This is a genomic window from Methylosinus sp. RM1 (assembly GCF_011378635.1).
In the GTDB taxonomy this organism is placed as follows: Bacteria; Pseudomonadota; Alphaproteobacteria; order Rhizobiales; family Beijerinckiaceae; genus Methylosinus; species Methylosinus sporium.
Genome location: NZ_WOVC01000006.1, coordinates 90483 through 106022 on the forward strand (window position 1 = coordinate 90483; position 15540 = coordinate 106022).

The 15540-nt window shown below is 65.5% G+C and carries 13 protein-coding genes and 3 tRNA genes; 8 read left to right on the forward strand and 8 right to left on the reverse strand.

Annotation, left to right across the window (positions count from 1 at the left end; genetic code table 11):
* Positions 1-28: 28 nt before the first annotated feature.
* Complete coding sequence (locus FMZ75_RS05820) at positions 29-493, forward strand: Hsp20 family protein (RefSeq protein WP_142863775.1); 465 nt, start codon at positions 29-31, stop codon at positions 491-493.
* A 61-nt stretch (positions 494-554) separates the two neighbouring features.
* Here the strand turns inward: FMZ75_RS05820 and FMZ75_RS05825 are convergent, their stop codons facing one another.
* Positions 555-1553, reverse strand: coding sequence for a hypothetical protein (locus FMZ75_RS05825; RefSeq protein ID WP_166141671.1), 999 nt, complete (start codon positions 1551-1553; stop codon positions 555-557).
* A gap of 324 nt (positions 1554-1877) precedes the next feature.
* On the opposite strand from FMZ75_RS05825, the gene gltB reads away from it, so the two are divergent.
* A complete protein-coding gene (gltB, locus tag FMZ75_RS05830) occupies positions 1878-6539 on the forward strand; it encodes a glutamate synthase large subunit (protein ID WP_166141672.1) in 4662 nt (1553 codons plus the stop codon).
* A gap of 16 nt (positions 6540-6555) precedes the next feature.
* Here gltB and FMZ75_RS05835 read toward each other — a convergent pair whose 3' ends face one another.
* The 3 genes from FMZ75_RS05835 to FMZ75_RS05845 all read right to left on the reverse strand — a co-directional run bounded on the left by FMZ75_RS05835 (position 6556) and on the right by FMZ75_RS05845 (position 9597).
* On the reverse strand, positions 6556-7458 hold the full coding sequence (locus tag FMZ75_RS05835; RefSeq protein WP_246728809.1) for a metallophosphoesterase: 903 nt from the start codon (positions 7456-7458) through the stop codon (positions 6556-6558).
* A gap of 77 nt (positions 7459-7535) precedes the next feature.
* Positions 7536-8006, reverse strand: a complete 471-nt coding sequence (locus tag FMZ75_RS05840) for a hypothetical protein (protein WP_166141674.1) — start codon at positions 8004-8006, stop codon at positions 7536-7538.
* Positions 8007-8157: 151 nt separating this feature from the next.
* Complete coding sequence (locus tag FMZ75_RS05845; protein WP_166141732.1) at positions 8158-9597, reverse strand: aspartate aminotransferase family protein; 1440 nt, start codon at positions 9595-9597, stop codon at positions 8158-8160.
* Between the two features lie 560 nt (positions 9598-10157).
* Between FMZ75_RS05845 and FMZ75_RS05850 the strand changes: the two genes are divergently transcribed.
* The 6 genes from FMZ75_RS05850 (at position 10158) to FMZ75_RS05875 (ending at position 12198) form a co-directional block, all read left to right on the forward strand.
* Positions 10158-10745 carry a cold-shock protein gene (locus FMZ75_RS05850; protein ID WP_108917809.1) on the forward strand — a complete coding sequence of 196 codons (588 nt, stop codon included), beginning with the start codon at positions 10158-10160 and terminating at the stop codon, positions 10743-10745.
* 250 nt (positions 10746-10995) lie between these two features.
* Positions 10996-11376: a DUF192 domain-containing protein gene (locus FMZ75_RS05855; RefSeq protein WP_244594699.1), complete on the forward strand. Its 381-nt coding sequence runs from the start codon at positions 10996-10998 to the stop codon at positions 11374-11376.
* A gap of 93 nt (positions 11377-11469) precedes the next feature.
* Positions 11470-11546: transfer RNA gene (locus tag FMZ75_RS05860), tRNA-Pro, on the forward strand.
* A gap of 75 nt (positions 11547-11621) precedes the next feature.
* Positions 11622-11933 carry an ETC complex I subunit gene (locus FMZ75_RS05865; RefSeq protein WP_108917825.1) on the forward strand — a complete coding sequence of 104 codons (312 nt, stop codon included), beginning with the start codon at positions 11622-11624 and terminating at the stop codon, positions 11931-11933.
* A 10-nt stretch (positions 11934-11943) separates the two neighbouring features.
* Positions 11944-12020 (forward strand) — tRNA-Arg (locus tag FMZ75_RS05870).
* Between the two features lie 101 nt (positions 12021-12121).
* Positions 12122-12198, forward strand: a tRNA-Arg gene (locus tag FMZ75_RS05875).
* Positions 12199-12232: 34 nt separating this feature from the next.
* Here FMZ75_RS05875 and FMZ75_RS21515 read toward each other — a convergent pair.
* From FMZ75_RS21515 to FMZ75_RS05890, 4 genes are all read right to left on the reverse strand, one after another.
* Complete coding sequence (locus tag FMZ75_RS21515; RefSeq protein ID WP_246728792.1) at positions 12233-12496, reverse strand: porin; 264 nt, start codon at positions 12494-12496, stop codon at positions 12233-12235.
* Positions 12493-13728 (reverse strand): outer membrane beta-barrel protein, encoded by a 1236-nt coding sequence (locus tag FMZ75_RS05880; protein ID WP_246728793.1) that lies wholly within the window; start codon positions 13726-13728, stop codon positions 12493-12495. Before FMZ75_RS05880 ends, FMZ75_RS21515 begins: the two co-directional genes overlap by 4 nt.
* A 133-nt stretch (positions 13729-13861) precedes the next feature.
* Entirely contained in the window at positions 13862-15004 is a 1143-nt protein-coding gene (gene zapE, locus FMZ75_RS05885; RefSeq protein WP_166141675.1) for a cell division protein ZapE, read from the reverse strand.
* A gap of 25 nt (positions 15005-15029) precedes the next feature.
* The gene (locus tag FMZ75_RS05890) at positions 15030-15527 is read right to left on the reverse strand and encodes a GNAT family N-acetyltransferase (RefSeq protein ID WP_108917806.1); all 498 of its coding nucleotides are present in this window, start codon (positions 15525-15527) and stop codon (positions 15030-15032) included.
* Positions 15528-15540 lie beyond the last annotated feature (13 nt).

Below are 15540 nucleotides of genomic sequence, written 5' to 3' on the forward strand. Positions count from 1 at the left end.
CCACTGTCGCTTCTAGGAGGACAATGACATGCGTCACTTCGATCTTTCGCCGCTCTATCGCTCGACCGTCGGCTTCGACCGGCTGTTTTCCCTGCTCGATCAGGGACCGGGCGCGGAGGCTGCTCCGACCTATCCTCCCTACAACATCGAGCGCACGGGCGAGAACGACTATCGCGTGACCCTGGCGGTGGCCGGCTTCGCGCGAGAGGACATCTCCATCGAGACTCGCGAGAACACGCTGACCATCAAGGGCGCGAAAGAGCCGCAGCCCGAGACCGGCGTCAAGCGCGAAATCCTGCATCAAGGCATTGCGGCCCGCGCCTTCGAGCGCCGCTTCCAGCTCGCCGATCATGTCGTCGTGACCGGGGCGACCCTCGTCAACGGCCTGCTGCATGTCGATCTGGTCCGCCAGATTCCCGAGGCGCAAAAGCCGCGCCGCATCGAGATCGGCGCCGGCGCCCCGGCGCAGACGATCGACGCCAAAGCCGCCTGATCGGCTTTCGGAAGCGTCAAAAAAAATCGAGGCGTCCCGCGAGGGACGCCTCTTTTTTCGTTCAGCCGCCGGGCGTCGGCTTGGCCGGCTCGCCCACGGACGGCTCCTTGGATTGCTCCGCCGAGACCGGATTGGCGGGAGCCGCGGCAGTGGGCGGCGGCGTGGCGGGCGTCGCTGGAACGATGGTCTGTTGCGCCGGCGCCGCCTGCTGATGGCCGACGGCGGCCGGTTCCGGAGCCGCCGCGCGCGGCGGCTCGGGAGCAGCTTGGATCGGCTGGGCAGGGGCGGCGACGGGAGAAGGAGAAGGCGCAGGAGATAAAGAAGAAGGAGCGGACGCGGGCGCCGGGGCCGCGCCTTGCGGCTGGGTCGGACCGGAGTGCTGTTGCGCCGGCGCCTTGCGCTCGGCCGGCTTCGCGACGGCGGGCTTGGCAGTCGTCGGTCTATCCTGCGGAGCTGCGGCGCGCGCCGGCGGTTTGGTCGCCTCGGACGGTGGCGAATGGGGCGGGCGCCGTGTCTCGGCGTTGTCCTGCCTGACGGCGGCATGGGCGCGCGCCGGCGTCTCCGCGCGCCGAGCGGGCGCGGCCGATTGCGGCGCGGGGCGACGCGGCTCGCCGCCGAGGCCGGGCACGACCAGAGGATCTTCCGCGGCGGCGCGCGGCCCGTCATAGGGCTCCGGCCCAGGCCCGCCACGATAGGCGGCGGGCGGCGCTTCGACGAAGCCCGGTCCGACCTCGTCCGGCCCAATGCGCCAGGAGCGCAAAATCTCGCCCTCATAGGGGTCGATCAGAAAGCGCCGATAATGGCCGCGGCGATCGACGCCGGTCGCCACCACCTGATCGCCGCGCCGGCCGAGCCCGCCGACCAGACGAAATCCCTCCTCGCCCAAAATGCCGGCGATCGCGCGAGGCGTGGCGTTGGGCGCGGGCTCCGGGATCGGCTGGTGAAAGGCGTAGCCGAACGGACGAAAGAAGAAATCCGCCGCGGCCGGCGTCGGCGCCGCCATCGGCGCGAGGCTCGCCATCGCGAGCAAGAGCTTCGGCCGCAGTCTCGATAGCGTCATGAACCGCTCCACATCCATCTCATCGTCTGGCCCCGTCTCGATTGCCGAGCTTGGGCGACCATTGCGGCGAGCTTTGGACGCAAGCGGCGCGCGCCGACGGCGGAATGCGCCGGGAATTCGGTTTTGTAGCGGCAGATTGCTTGTGCGAGGGGCGCAAATCTGGCAACAATATTTCCCGCCGATATGTCAGCCATGCTGACCATTCTGCGCCAATGTCGCTCGCGCCACCCTGCGAGCGACGCTATGATTTCGACGACCAAGGACGGGGGAGCGGGCGCGGCGATCGGGCCGGGCGGCCCCCGGACTCGCCCGGGAGACGCCGCCATGACCGCGATCGACGCCAGAGACCCCCTCCTGCCGCAGGCTCAGGGCCTCTACGATCCGTCCAAGGAGCACGACTCCTGCGGCGTCGGCTTCGTCGCCAATCTGCACAACGCCAAGAGTCACGAGATCGTCGAGATGGGTCTGCAGATCCTGCTCAATCTCGATCATCGCGGCGCCGTCGGCGCGGACCCCAAGCTCGGCGACGGCTGCGGCATTCTCGTGCAGATTCCGCATCAGTTCTTCAAGGAGGAATGCGCCAAGCTCGGCTTCGCCCTGCCGGATCCCGGTCATTACGCCATCGGCCAATTCTTCCTCTCGCGCGACGACGCCGAGCGCGCCAAGGCGAAGGAATTCATCGAGGCCGCCGCCGCGAGCCAGGACCTCGTCGTGCTCGGCTGGCGCGACACGCCGGTCGATTCGAGCGATCTCGGCGAGGCGGTGAAGGCGGTCGAGCCGGTTCACGGGCAGGTCTTTATCGGCCGCGGCCGCTCTGTGACCGACGATATCGATTTCGACCGCCGCCTCTATCTCGCGCGCAAGACCGCCTCCAATGAAATCTATGCGCGGGGGCCGGCGGCGCGCGAGCATTATTCGGTTTCGGTCTCCTCGCAGACGATCGTCTACAAGGGCATGGTGCTGGTCTCGCAGCTCGGCGAATATTTCCTCGATCTGAAAGACCCGCGCTTCGTCAGCGCCATCGCGCTCGTGCATCAGCGCTTCGCGACGAACACTTTCCCGTCCTGGCGCCTCGCGCATCCTTATCGCTTCGTCGCGCATAATGGCGAGATCAACACGCTGCGCGGCAATCTCAACTGGATGGCCGCGCGTCAGGCCTCGGTCGCCTCGCCGCTGTTCGGCAACGACATAGAGAAGCTGTGGCCGATCTCCTATGAGGGGCAGTCGGACACCGCCTGCTTCGACAATGCGCTCGAGTTTCTCGTGCAGGGCGGCTATTCGCTCGCTCATGCGGTGATGATGCTGATCCCGGAGGCCTGGTCCGGCAATCCGCTGATGGACAGCGACCGCAAGGCTTTCTACGAATATCACGCCGCGCTGATGGAGCCCTGGGACGGTCCCGCCGCCATGGCCTTCACCGACGGCCGCCAGATCGGCGCGACGCTGGACCGCAACGGCCTGCGTCCGGCGCGCTATCTCGTGACCGAGGACGGGCTCGTCGTCATGGCCTCCGAGATGGGCGTGCTGCCGATTCCGCAAGACAAGATCGTGCAGAAGTGGCGCTTGCAGCCGGGCAAGATGCTGCTCGTCGATCTCCAGCAGGGACGCATCGTCTCCGACGACGAGATCAAGAAGGAGCTCGCCTCCTCGCATCCCTATAAGCAATGGCTCGAGCGCACGCAGATCGTGCTCGAGGATCTGAAGCCCGTCGAGCCGCGCGCCTCGCGCGCCGATGTGTCATTGCTCAATCGTCAGCAGGCCTTCGGCTATTCGCAAGAGGAGCTCGATCTCCTGCTCTTCCCCATGGCCGTCACCGGCCAGGAGGCGGTCGGCTCCATGGGCACGGATACGCCGATCTCGGCGCTTTCCGACAAGCCGAAGCTGATCTACACCTATTTCAAGCAGAACTTCGCGCAAGTCACCAATCCGCCGATCGATCCGATCCGCGAGGAATTGGTGATGAGCCTCGTCTCCTTCATCGGCCCGCGCCCGAATATCCTCGATCACGAGGGCTCGGCGAAGCGCAAGCGGCTCGAGGTGCGCCAGCCGATTCTCACCAATGAGGATCTCGAGAAGATCCGCTGCATTGGCCATATCGAGGACAGCTTCGACACCAAGACGCTGGACATCACCTATGACGCCGCGACCGGCGCCGCCGGCCTGCGCGAGGCGCTGAACCGGCTCGGCGAGCGCGCCGAGAAGGCGGTGAACGGCGGCTATAACATCATCATCCTCTCCGACCGCATGGTGGGGCCGGATCGCATTCCGATTCCGGCGCTGCTCGCCACGGCGGCCGTGCATCATCACCTCATTCGCCGCGGATTGCGCACCTCGGTCGGTCTCGTGCTCGAGACGGGCGAGGCGCGCGAGGTGCATCATTTCGCGCTGCTCGCCGGCTATGGCGCGGAGGCGATCAACCCCTATCTCGCCTTCGAGACGCTGGAGGCTTCGACCGACGAGTTTCCTGCCGACGTCGATGGCCCTACGGCGATCAAGCGCTTCATCAAGGCGGTCGACAAGGGCCTGCTGAAGGTCATGTCCAAGATGGGCATCTCGACCTATCAGTCCTATTGCGGCGGGCAGATATTCGACGCCGTTGGCCTCGCGCAGAGCTTCATCGACGAGTTCTTCCGTGGCACCACGACGCGCGTCGAGGGCGTCGGCCTCGACGAGATCGCGGCCGAGACTGTGCGCCGTCACAAGGACGCTTTCGGCGACGTCGCCATCTATCGCGATGCGCTGGACGTCGGCGGCGATTACGCCTTCCGCATTCGCGGCGAGGCGCATAGCTGGACGCCGCATACGGTGTCGCTGCTGCAGCATGCCGTGCGCGCCAATGCGCAGGACAAATATCGCGCCTTCGCGCAGCATTTGAACGCGCAGGACGAGAAGCTGCTCAATCTGCGCGGCCTGTTCCGCATCAAGACGGCGGAGGAGGATGGTCGCGCGCCCGTGCCGCTCGACGAGGTCGAGCCGGCGAGCGAGATCGTCAAGCGCTTCTCGACCGGCGCCATGTCCTTCGGCTCCATCTCGCGCGAGGCGCACACCACTCTCGCCATTGCGATGAACCGCATCGGCGGCAAATCCAACACGGGCGAGGGCGGCGAGGAGCCGGAGCGCTTCAAGCCGCTGCCCAATGGCGACAGCGCGCGCTCGGCGATCAAGCAGGTGGCCTCTGGACGTTTCGGCGTGACGGCGGAATATCTCGTCAACTCCGACATGATCCAAATCAAGATGGCGCAGGGCGCTAAGCCCGGCGAAGGCGGACAATTGCCCGGCGACAAGGTCGATGCGGTGATCGCCAAGGTGCGCCATTCGACGCCGGGCGTCGGCCTCATCTCGCCGCCGCCGCATCACGACATTTATTCGATCGAGGATTTGGCGCAGCTGATCTTCGATTTGAAGAATGTGAATCCCCGCGCCGACGTCTCGGTGAAGCTCGTCTCGGAAGTGGGCGTCGGCACGGTCGCCGCCGGCGTCTCCAAGGGCCGCGCCGATCATGTGACGATCTCCGGCTACGACGGCGGCACGGGCGCCTCGCCGCTCACCTCCATCAAGCACGCGGGCAGCCCGTGGGAGATCGGCCTCGCCGAGACGCATCAGACTCTGGTGCTGAACAATCTGCGCGCGCGCATCGCTGTGCAGGTCGACGGCGGCCTGCGCACGGGCCGCGACGTCATCGTGGGCGCGCTGCTCGGCGCCGACGAGTTCGGCTTCGCGACCGCGCCGCTGATCGCGGCCGGCTGCGTGATGATGCGCAAATGCCATCTCAACACTTGCCCCGTGGGCGTCGCGACGCAGGACCCTGTGCTGCGCAAGCGCTTCGTCGGCCAGCCCGAGCATGTCATCAATTTCTTCTTCTTCGTCGCCGAAGAGGTTCGCGAGCTGATGGCGCAAATGGGTTATCGCCGCTTCGACGAGCTGATCGGCCAGATGCAGATGCTCGACAAGGAGAAGGCGCTCGCCCATTGGAAGGCGAAGGGACTCGACTTCTCCAAGCTGTTCCATAAGCCGGCGGGCGAGGGCGCCGCGATCCGTCACAGCCTCACGCAGGATCACGGCCTCGACAAGGTTCTCGACAACAAGCTCATCGAGGCGGCGCGCGCCTCGATCGACCGCGGCGCGAAGACGTCCATCGAGACGGCGATCCGCAATGTCGATCGCTCGACCGGCGCCATGCTGTCGGGCGAGGTCGCGCGCGTCTATGGTCTCGCCGGCCTGCCGGAGGACACGATCGACATTCGCGCTTCCGGCACCGCGGGGCAGAGCTTCGGCGCCTTTCTCGCGCGCGGCGTGACGCTGCGTCTCGAGGGCGAGGCGAACGATTATGTCGGCAAGGGGCTCTCTGGCGGCAAGGTCATCGTCTATCCCTCGCGCGAGGCCAAGCAGATCGTGCCGGAGAAGTCGATCATCGTCGGCAACACCGTGCTCTATGGCGCCGTGGGGGGCGAGGCCTATCTGCGCGGCGTCGCCGGCGAGCGTTTCGCCGTGCGCAACTCCGGCGCCTATGCGGTCGTCGAGGGCGTCGGCGACCATGGCTGCGAATATATGACCGGCGGCGTCGTCGTCGTGCTGGGGCCGACAGGGCGCAATTTCGCGGCCGGCATGTCGGGCGGCGTGGCTTATGTGCTGGATGAGGACGGCGGCTTCGCCGAGCGCTGCAATCTGGCCATGGTCGATCTCGAGCCGGTGCGCGACGAGGAGACCGCGATGACGCAGGCCTATCATCAGAGCGGCGACCTCGAGCAGCATGGCCGCGTCGATGTGATGAGCGATATGACGCGCTTCGACGCCGAGCGTCTGAAGCATCTCATCTCCAATCATCTGCGCCACACGGGCTCGGCGCGCGCGCGCGCGATCCTCGACGATTGGGAGAGCTACAAGCCGAAGTTCCGCAAGGTGATGCCGGTCGAATATCGCCGCGCGCTCACCGAGCTTCTGGCGCGCAGCCAGAGCGGCGAGAAGCTGAAGGCGGCCGGCGAGTGAGGCGGACGCCGGCGCGTCACGCCGCCGGCGCTTCCACCCGAATATGAAGGACTTCCGGCGGCGCGCCGAAGCGCACCGGCAGTCCCGTGCATCCCAATCCGCCGGAGACGATGAGGTGCCTCTCGTCTTCGACTATATGGCCGTGGACATAGCGACTGCCGTAGATCGACGGCACGATCGGCGCCCAGCCGAAGATCCGTACCTGTCCGCCATGGGTGTGGCCGCAGAGCGTCAGGGCGACGCGTTCCGGCACGCGCGGAAAGACGTCCGGCTCATGCGCCAATAAAATCACCGGATCGTCGGTGGCGACGGCGGCGAGCGTCGCGGAAAGATCGTCGAGCCCGCGCCATTTGCGCCGGCCGACGGTGATCGCATATTGGTCGGCGAGGCCGGCGAGCCATAGCGAGCGGCCCTTATGCGCCAAACGCACGGCCGCATTCTCATAGACCGGAATCCCATTGTCCTCGAGCGCGGCGCGGGCGATCGTCTCGCCGCCGCCGCGACGTTGCGCCGTGCGATCGTCCCACATGTCGTGATTGCCGAGGATCGCATGGACGCCGAGCGGCGCTCTGAGCCGAGACAGCGCCCGCGCCCATTGCGCCGACGGAATCGGCGTCGCGAAATGATGCAGTCCGGCGACATAATCGCCGAGCAGAACGACGACGTCGGGCTCGAGCGCGTTCATGTGATCGACGATCGCGTCGATGCGCTCGAGCGACATCCATGGGTCGCAAGCGTGGAGGTCGGAGAGCGCGGCGATCTCGAGCGGAAAACCCTTCGGCCACATGCGCGGCGCGACGCGATAGCGGGCGACCCGCGGCGCCTGCAGCGGCCCATAACCGAAGGCGTAGGCCGCTCCCGCGAAGGCGGAAGCCGCGCTGGCGACCGCGCCCCTCAAAAAGGCGCGGCGGGTCAACAGCGGCATGGTCTTCTCCCGAATGGACGCATGACGTCTAAGCCGATCAATGCGTCCGTTTCGAGTCGCGGCGACGCGGATCACCTCGAAGGGAAGGGGCCTTCATCGAGGAAATAGCCATAGGCCTGCGCCGGCCGCTGCGGAATCGGGTCGATCGCCGTATAGGCTCCCGGCCGATAGGAGCGGTCATAGGGATTGCGCTCCTGCGCATAATACACGGGCGCGACATAGGGGACGGGCGCGGGCTCCAACGCGCGATAGCGCATCAGGTTCCGCTGCGGCCGCGGCCACGGCGCCATCTCCTCCGACGCCACATCGATGCGCCGCGGCGCGAACGTGGCGCGACCATAGCTCGGCTCCTCGTCGCGCCAGTGGCGCGGCGGACGGGAAGCGTGAGGCGGCCGGAAATTCATGGTCGCGCGCGGCGCGAAATCATCGGGCCCGAGCCCGCGAATGACGACCGGTCCGCGCGCGCCGGCGTAGGCCGGCGCAGAGAAGCCGGCGAATGCGGCCAGCAAGGCCACAGGCAGAATCGTCGCACTGATACGCATAATCGACGCCTTTCGTCTCGAAGCGGAGCGCGGCAAGGCGGAAATTTGCGCCGACGGTTCAAATCGGCGCGGCTCCCCTGTCGCGCGCCTCTTCGGAGCAAGGCGCGTTCCCAATTCGTTAACCTTGGATGCGCGTCGGCCGAAGCTTTCGTCAGCCGAGCTTCGCCTTCAACGCATGGCCGGCGAGCGTCTTGCCGAGCGACCACACCGCCCCCGGCGCGTGATGCGCCTCGGCGATGACCTTGTCGAAGGACCGCTCGATCCAATCGCAATCGAAATCGTCTATGGTGAGCGGCGGCAGCAGCTTGATCGTGTGATTGCCATGGCCGGCGACTTGCGTCAGCACCTTGTGCTGCTCGAACAGCGGTATGCTGATGAGCTGGCAGAACAGTCCTGAATTCACCGTCTCCAAAAGATTCCACGCCGCTTTCAGCTTCAGCGAGCGCGGCTCGCCGAATTCGATTCCGATCATCAGGCCCTTGCCGCGCACATCGGCGACGAGTTCGTAACGCTCGGCCATGGCGCGGAAGCAAGCGAGGAGGCGTTCCCCTCTGGCGGCGGAATTCTCGACGAGCTTCTCGCTCGCCATCACCTCGAGAGTGGCGAGGCCGGCGGCCATTGCGAGATCGTTCTTGCCGAAGGTGGAGCCGTGCACGACCGCGCGATCCATGCGGTCGAACATTTTATCGAAGATCCATTTGCGCGTCAGCACCGCGCCGACCGGCACATGGCCGCCCGAGAGCGCTTTGGCGACGAGCAGGAGATCGGGCTCGACGCCATAATGCTCGACGGCGAAGAATTTGCCGGTGCGGCCGAGGCCGGTCTGAATCTCGTCGGCGACGAACAAGGTTCCGTATTTTCGGCAGAGCGCCGCCGCCTGCGCGAGATAATCCTGCGCCGGCATGTTCACGCCCTTGCCTTGAATCGGCTCGACGAAGAAGGCCGCGACGTCGCGATGGCGCAGCGCCTCCTCGAGCGCGGCGAGATCGTCGAAGGGAATCTCGCGCGTATCGGGGAGCAACGAGCCGAAGCCCTTCTTGAAAATCTCGTCGCCATTGAGCGACAGCGCGCCATAGGTGAGGCCGTGGAAGGAATGCGCGCAATGCAGAATTCCCGCGCGTCCCGTCGCCGCGCGCGCGAATTTGATCGCCGCCTCGACCGCCTCCGCGCCGGAATTGGCGAAGAAGACTTTCTCCATATAGGGCGCGAAGGAGAGCAGCCGCTCGGCGAGCAGCGCGGCGGGCACGGACACGTCGAGCTGCACGAGATTGGGCAGCTCGGCGCCGAGCACGCTCATCAAAGCCTCGCGCAGCGCCGGATGATTGCGGCCGATCGCGAACACGCCCCAGCCGCTCAACAGATCGAGATAGCGCGCGCCTTTGCGATCATAGAGATATTGGCCGGCGCCGCGCACGAATCCGACATCGTAGCCGATCGTCTTCAGCACGCGCACCCACATCTCGTTGAGATGCTGCGCGTGCAGCGCGAAACGCTCGCTCTCGCGTTCCGCATAGAGCGAGGCGAGATCGAAATTCGGGGCGCCGCCAGCCTGCGTCTGCTCACGATCGTCTCGTGGTGTCATGAAGGTCATGCGTTCATTGTCCGTGTTTTTGCGGTGGCGCGCGGTCTTCTCGTGGGAATTGCGGCTCATCGGCCGCGCCACCAGCGGCGGCGAGGGCACTATGTCGCGGCTTCGCGCCGACCGCAACATATGGAGGCGCAAATTGTTTCTCGCCCCTACGTCCGGCGCCCGGCGGGCCGGATGGATCCGCGAGAGCCGAAAGCGATTTGGGCGAAAGGCGACAGCGCTCGCGCGCCGAATGTCGCTCTGGCGCCGAATGACGCCGCTTTGATGGCGAAGATTCGGCGTCGCGGAGCGCGCATGTCGCGTCGCTTTCCTACTCTCGAAGCCGTTATCGCAGCTTGGATGCGCTCGTACGGTATTTCGCGTAACCCGCGCCGAGGTCGCGGAACGCCAAGCATTTTCGGGCTTTGTATCCACAGCGAAGGCGCGCGAGACAAAAAAGTCGGTTGGAGGAAAGCGTGGCGATGATATCTTAACCACAGTGATTCACGGGCGAGCGTCGCGATTCGAGTCTTCGAAGGCGAGCGGAGCGCATTCGTTCCGAATCGGCAGGGGGAGTTGGTCTGTTGGGCGCAAAAATTTCATTCCAGAATGAGTTGAGCGCGTCGACGATAAATATCGAAAACGGCGAAGCCGGGCTCGATCTCGTCGAAGTGTCGGGAACCATCAAATGGTTCGACGTTTCGAAGGGATATGGATTTGTCGTTCCCGATGATGGCGGCGCGGATATTCTCTTGCATGTGACGATCCTGCGTCGGTCCGGCTTCCAGTCCGCCTATGAAGGCGCGCGCGTCGTTTGCGAGGCGCAAAAGCGCGTCAAGGGAATGCAGGTGTTCCGCGTCGTCGCGATGGACGAGTCGACAGCTGTTCATCCCTCGCAGAACGGAGCCGCGCGCACCCATGTCCAGGTGACGCCGTCGAGCGGCTATGAGATCGCCATCGTCAAATGGTTCAACCGGGTAAAAGGCTTCGGCTTCCTGACCCGCGGCGAAGGCACGGACGATATTTTCCTGCATATGGAGACCGTCCGACGCTTCGGACTGGCCGAGCTGAAGCCCGGCGATAGTGTGCTGGTGCGCTACGGCGACGGCCCCAAGGGCCTGATGGCGACCGAAGTGCGGCCGCTCGAATCGGCGCTGCCGGCCTCCCATTAGAGCCGCGCGAGACGCGAGTCGTCCGGGCTTGTTTTGTATTTCCCGATCGCATTTGGCAGAATGGCCGTCGAGCGCCAGCTCTCGACAGTGTCGTGATATGCGCGGCGGCCAGGATGCGGCGAGGATGAACATGTCGGGTGCGTTGTCGCGGAGCGTGTCGAAGCTCGTCGTCGCTCTTCTTTTCCTTTTCGTCGGCGCCGTTGTCGCGAGTCGCGCGAAGGATGCGGGACCGCCGCCGCCCGCGGTCAAAATGGCCGTCGAACCGCTCGAGATCGTCACCGCCACCGGCGCGCATCGGCTGCGCGTCGAAGTGGCGCGCACGCCCGACCAGCGCGAGAGGGGCCTGATGTTCCGCACATCGCTCCCCTCCGACGGCGGCATGTTGTTCGATTTCCGCGAAGAGCGGCCGGTCGCCATGTGGATGAAGAACACGCCGCTGTCGCTCGATATGATCTTCGTCTCGCGTTCCGGCCGCGTCGTCTCCGTGGCGCTCGGAGCGGAGCCCTATTCGGAGCGCGTCATTTCCTCGGGCGGGCCGGCGCTCGCCGTCATAGAGCTGGCCGCCGGCGCGGCGCAACGCCTCTCCATCGCCGTCGGCGACACGGTCAAACATCCGATTTTCGAGCGATAGAGCGGCCCGTCCGCGCGCTCGCGCTTGTGAGCGGCGCGCCCGCGTGCTAGCGAGGCGTTCGGCGGAAATGGGCTCCGCGGCCTATTCGCGAGACGGGGTATGGCGCAGCCTGGTAGCGCGGAAGTTTTGGGTACTTCAGGTCGCAGGTTCGAATCCTGCTGCCCCGACCATTGGCGCGGAGTCCCCGCCACAGCGCCGATTTTTCGTTCCGGCCGGCTCGCGAGCCGGCTCTTGCCGAGGCCGATATGACCGCACGCATTCACCGCCCGTCCCCCAGCGCGACGCAATCTGGTCCCGGACCGGCCAAGCCCTGGGTGCTCGAATATGAGAACGAGACGCCCCGCGAGCTCGATCCGCTGATGGGATGGACCGGCACCTCGGACGCCAAGGCGCAGATCAGGCTACGTTTCGCCACCAAGGAAGAGGCGATCGCCTATGCCGAGCGCAAAGCGCTCGTCTATCGCGTCGAGGAGCCCAAGCCCGGCTCGCCGTCGCGCCGGATCATCTCCTACGCGGATAATTTCAAGACGCAGCGCGTCGGCCAGTGGACGCACTGACGGCCGTCACGACCCCGTAGCTCAGCTGGATAGAGCAACCGCCTTCTAAGCGGTAGGTCGCAGGTTCGAATCCTGCCGGGGTCGCCAGCGGTCGACGACCGGCGACTGCGGGTTCTCCCCAATCGAGGCCGTATCGACGAGAAAGCGCCCGAGACGACGCCGGCCGAATATGCTAGAGAATAGGCGTCGACTCCGTAGCTCAGCTGGATAGAGCAACTGCCTTCGAAGCAGTAGGTCGTAGGTTCGAATCCTACCGGGGTCGCCAGCGAACACCCGAGAATCTCCGCCGTATTCGACCTTCACTTCAACGCGAACGGCACGATCGCATCGATGGCGAACATGCCGGTCGAGCGCCTGTAGCCGCTCGCGCCGAAGAATGGCGCCGCGCCGGTCAGGGATGCGTCATAGCGCAGTTCCGGCCGCAGGGTCAGGCCGGCGATCGGCAGGCCTTTGGGAATTTCCGGCGTGATCGTCAGCCCGGCGATGATCGCGAAATAGCTCGTTCCGCGTCCCTCTGGCTGGAAGATCGCCGAGGGCGCGTAGAAGCCATGGTCGATGTTCATATAATCGAAATAGCCCGGATAGGCGCCGACGAAATAATTATTGTGGTCGCGCAGAATTCGACGCGGCCATTGAGCTGGAACACGTCGTCGATCTTGTAGGACGCGTATTGCGCTACGCCATAGCCGTTGACGCCGCGCGGGCGACGCGGAATGAGCGCGGCGTTGAAACCATAAATGTCGGCGAGCCTGCTCAGAACGCCTTCGGATAGTCCGGTCGCCGAGAGCGCGTTCCATCCATCGTCGTGGACGTAATTGATATCCGTGCTCAGTGTGAGCCGATCCGTCGCCTTCCAGGTCAGCGTTACGTCATTGCTGTAGGACAGCGCCCGATTGGGATCGCAGGCGCATTCGTAAGGGATGTTCGGCCAGCCGACGCCGAGCGGATCGAGCTGCTTCGGATCTTCCGGCCCGATATGAGTCGTCCCCAATATGGTCAGTCTGTCGTCGAAAGCCTTTATGCGCAGGCCGGCTTGGAAAGAGGCGGCGCTGTTGTTGTCGCCGGGCCAGCCGAGGCTGGCGCTGTCGCCCGACATGACGCTCGCATGGACGAAGAGCCAGGAGGAGAGATCGGACGAGATCATCACGCCGGTCTGCTTGAGCGGAATGCCGAAATTGAAAATATAGGAATGCGTGTAGAAAATGCTGTCGACGAGTTCCGCGCCCTCGAGCGTGACGAATTGGCCGATCTTCACATCGAAGCCTCTGTCGGTGATCCAAGGCAGATGCAGCGTTGCGAAGGCCTGGAGAATGTCGAGCTGCGTGCGGTCGCGCATCGCATAATCGAGCTCGCCGAGAAAATGCGTGTAGCGCGCATCGGAGCCGACCATCGCCTGAATCTTGAAGCCGAAGTCGAAGTCCTTGGTCGCCTTCGGATCGGGCAGGCGCTGCATGGCGATCACGCCGGCGTTGAATTGCGGCTGATCGGCGCGATCGGTGAACAGATGGCCCCAATTGAGCTTGTTGAAGGGATTGTCGAAATTGAAAGTGGAGCCGGCCTCGGCGAATCCCGTCACGGTCAGAGCGTCGAGCCAGGACGGCGGCGGCCTTTTTTTCTTCGCCGCGCTCTCGCTCGAAGTTGCGCTCGAGGCCGTCGCCGCATTCGAAGCGGCGGGCGATGTCGGCCACCCGAGAAGCGCGCGGGAATCGTCGTCCTCCGCCGATGCGGGGGCGATCGCGAGCGCCATCGTCACGACGGCGGCCGCGAGCAACGACCGCCATGTCTCGACCGCCATGTCTCGACCTCGAACAGGTCAGCCTCTTTTAAAAATTCGAATGAAACGGAATGATCGAAAACGTCGTCGAACCGACGATGATCCCGGCGACGAATGCGAGAGCTATCCGATTCCTCCGCGGCGAGCCAGTCGGCTATTCCACGCGCCCGGCTCGCGGCTCGCAGAGATAATCTCGCGAGCGCATTTCGATCAGCCGCGAGATGGCGCGGGCGAATTCCTGAGCCTCATGTCCCATCGGCGCATGATAGAGGTCTTGCGCCTCGGTCTCTGCAGAGAGAATGAGCCGCGTCTTCTTCTCGTAGAGAATATCGACGAGCGTGATGAAACGCTTGGCCTCGTTGCGCCGCTCGAAATTCATGGCCGGGACGTCGTCGACGAAAATCGTGTCGAAGGCCTCGGCGAGAGCCATATAGTCGGAGGCGCCGATCGGGCGCGCGCACAGATCCTCGAATGAAAATCGCGCGATGCGGCCGGCCGCTTGCGGGACGATCACATTGTGGCAAGCGACGCGCAGCTTCGTCGGCGCGCCTGTGGCGACGCCCGTGAGCCGAAGAAACAGATCGTCCAGCGCCGAGCGGGCGCCGGCGTCGGCGGGGGTGAAATAGGTCTCGCCGAGCGCGATCTTCTCGAGGCGGAAATCGGCGCGCGCGTCGAGGCGCATTATGTCGAGCCGCTCCTCGAGCAGCGCGATGAAGGGCAAAAAGAGATCGCGATTGCGGCCCCCCTCGTAGAGCCGGCGCGGCTCGACATTGGAGGTCGCCACCACGACGACGCCTTCCGCCAGCAATCTGGTGAAGAGACGCGCGAGAATTGTCGCGTCGGCGATATCGGTCACGGCGAATTCGTCGAAGCAGAGGACGCGCGTCTCGCGCGCGATCTCCTGCGCTATATGCGCCAGCGGATCCGGCGCGGCGCTGCGGCGGGCGGCGGCGAGGCGTTCGTGAACCTCCGCCATGAAGGCGTGAAAATGCGCGCGGCGCTTTTCCGCGAGCGGCAGCTCGGCGAAAAAAAGGTCCATCAGCGTCGTCTTGCCGCGCCCGACGAGGCCATGAATATAGACGCCGCGCGGGCCCGCGCAGGACGCGCGGCGTCCGAGCCATCCGCGCAGCCGCGCGGCGAGACCGCCCGCCGCCGCCGGCGGCGATGGCTTGCGCGCCAGCGCGCGCGCCAGCGCCTCCAGCCGCTCGAGCCCGGCGAGCTGCGCCGGGTCGCGCTCGAGCGCGCCGCTCGCGACGAGCTCCTCATAGCGGGCGAGGAGGGGGCGCGGCGCCGTCATGAAAGGCGCCGCCGAGTCGAAGCGATCACAGCCGGCGCATCCTGCCACTGGCGGCCGCGAAGGCGCCTTCGCGCAGCTCGCAATAGAGCAGGCGCTGCGGATCGACCGGGCCGGGCATGACGATCTTGCCGCGCGGCGTGCGGGCGAAGCCGAGGCGGGCGTAATAATCGAGATCGCCGACCAACAACACGAGGCCGTGGCCCGCGTCGCGTGCGGCGTCCAGCGATTTCTTGACCAGCGCCTCGCCGAGCCCCTGCGAGCGAAAGGCCGGCTCGACCGTCAGCGGGCCGAGCAGCAGGGCAGGGGCCTCGTCGATGAGGATGGAGGTCATGCGATTGGCGCCGACCAGCAGCGTGCCGACATGGGCGACGAAGGAGAGCGACAAATCCGCCTCGACGCCCTCGCGCAGCCGATAGGCCGTGCGCGCATAGCGGCCCGGACCGAAAGCCCGCTCCTCGAGCTTTTCGATTTGGGGCGCGTCGGCCGGGGTCTGCGGCGAGAAGCGGATGACGAGATCGATCATCGCTCGCGCATAA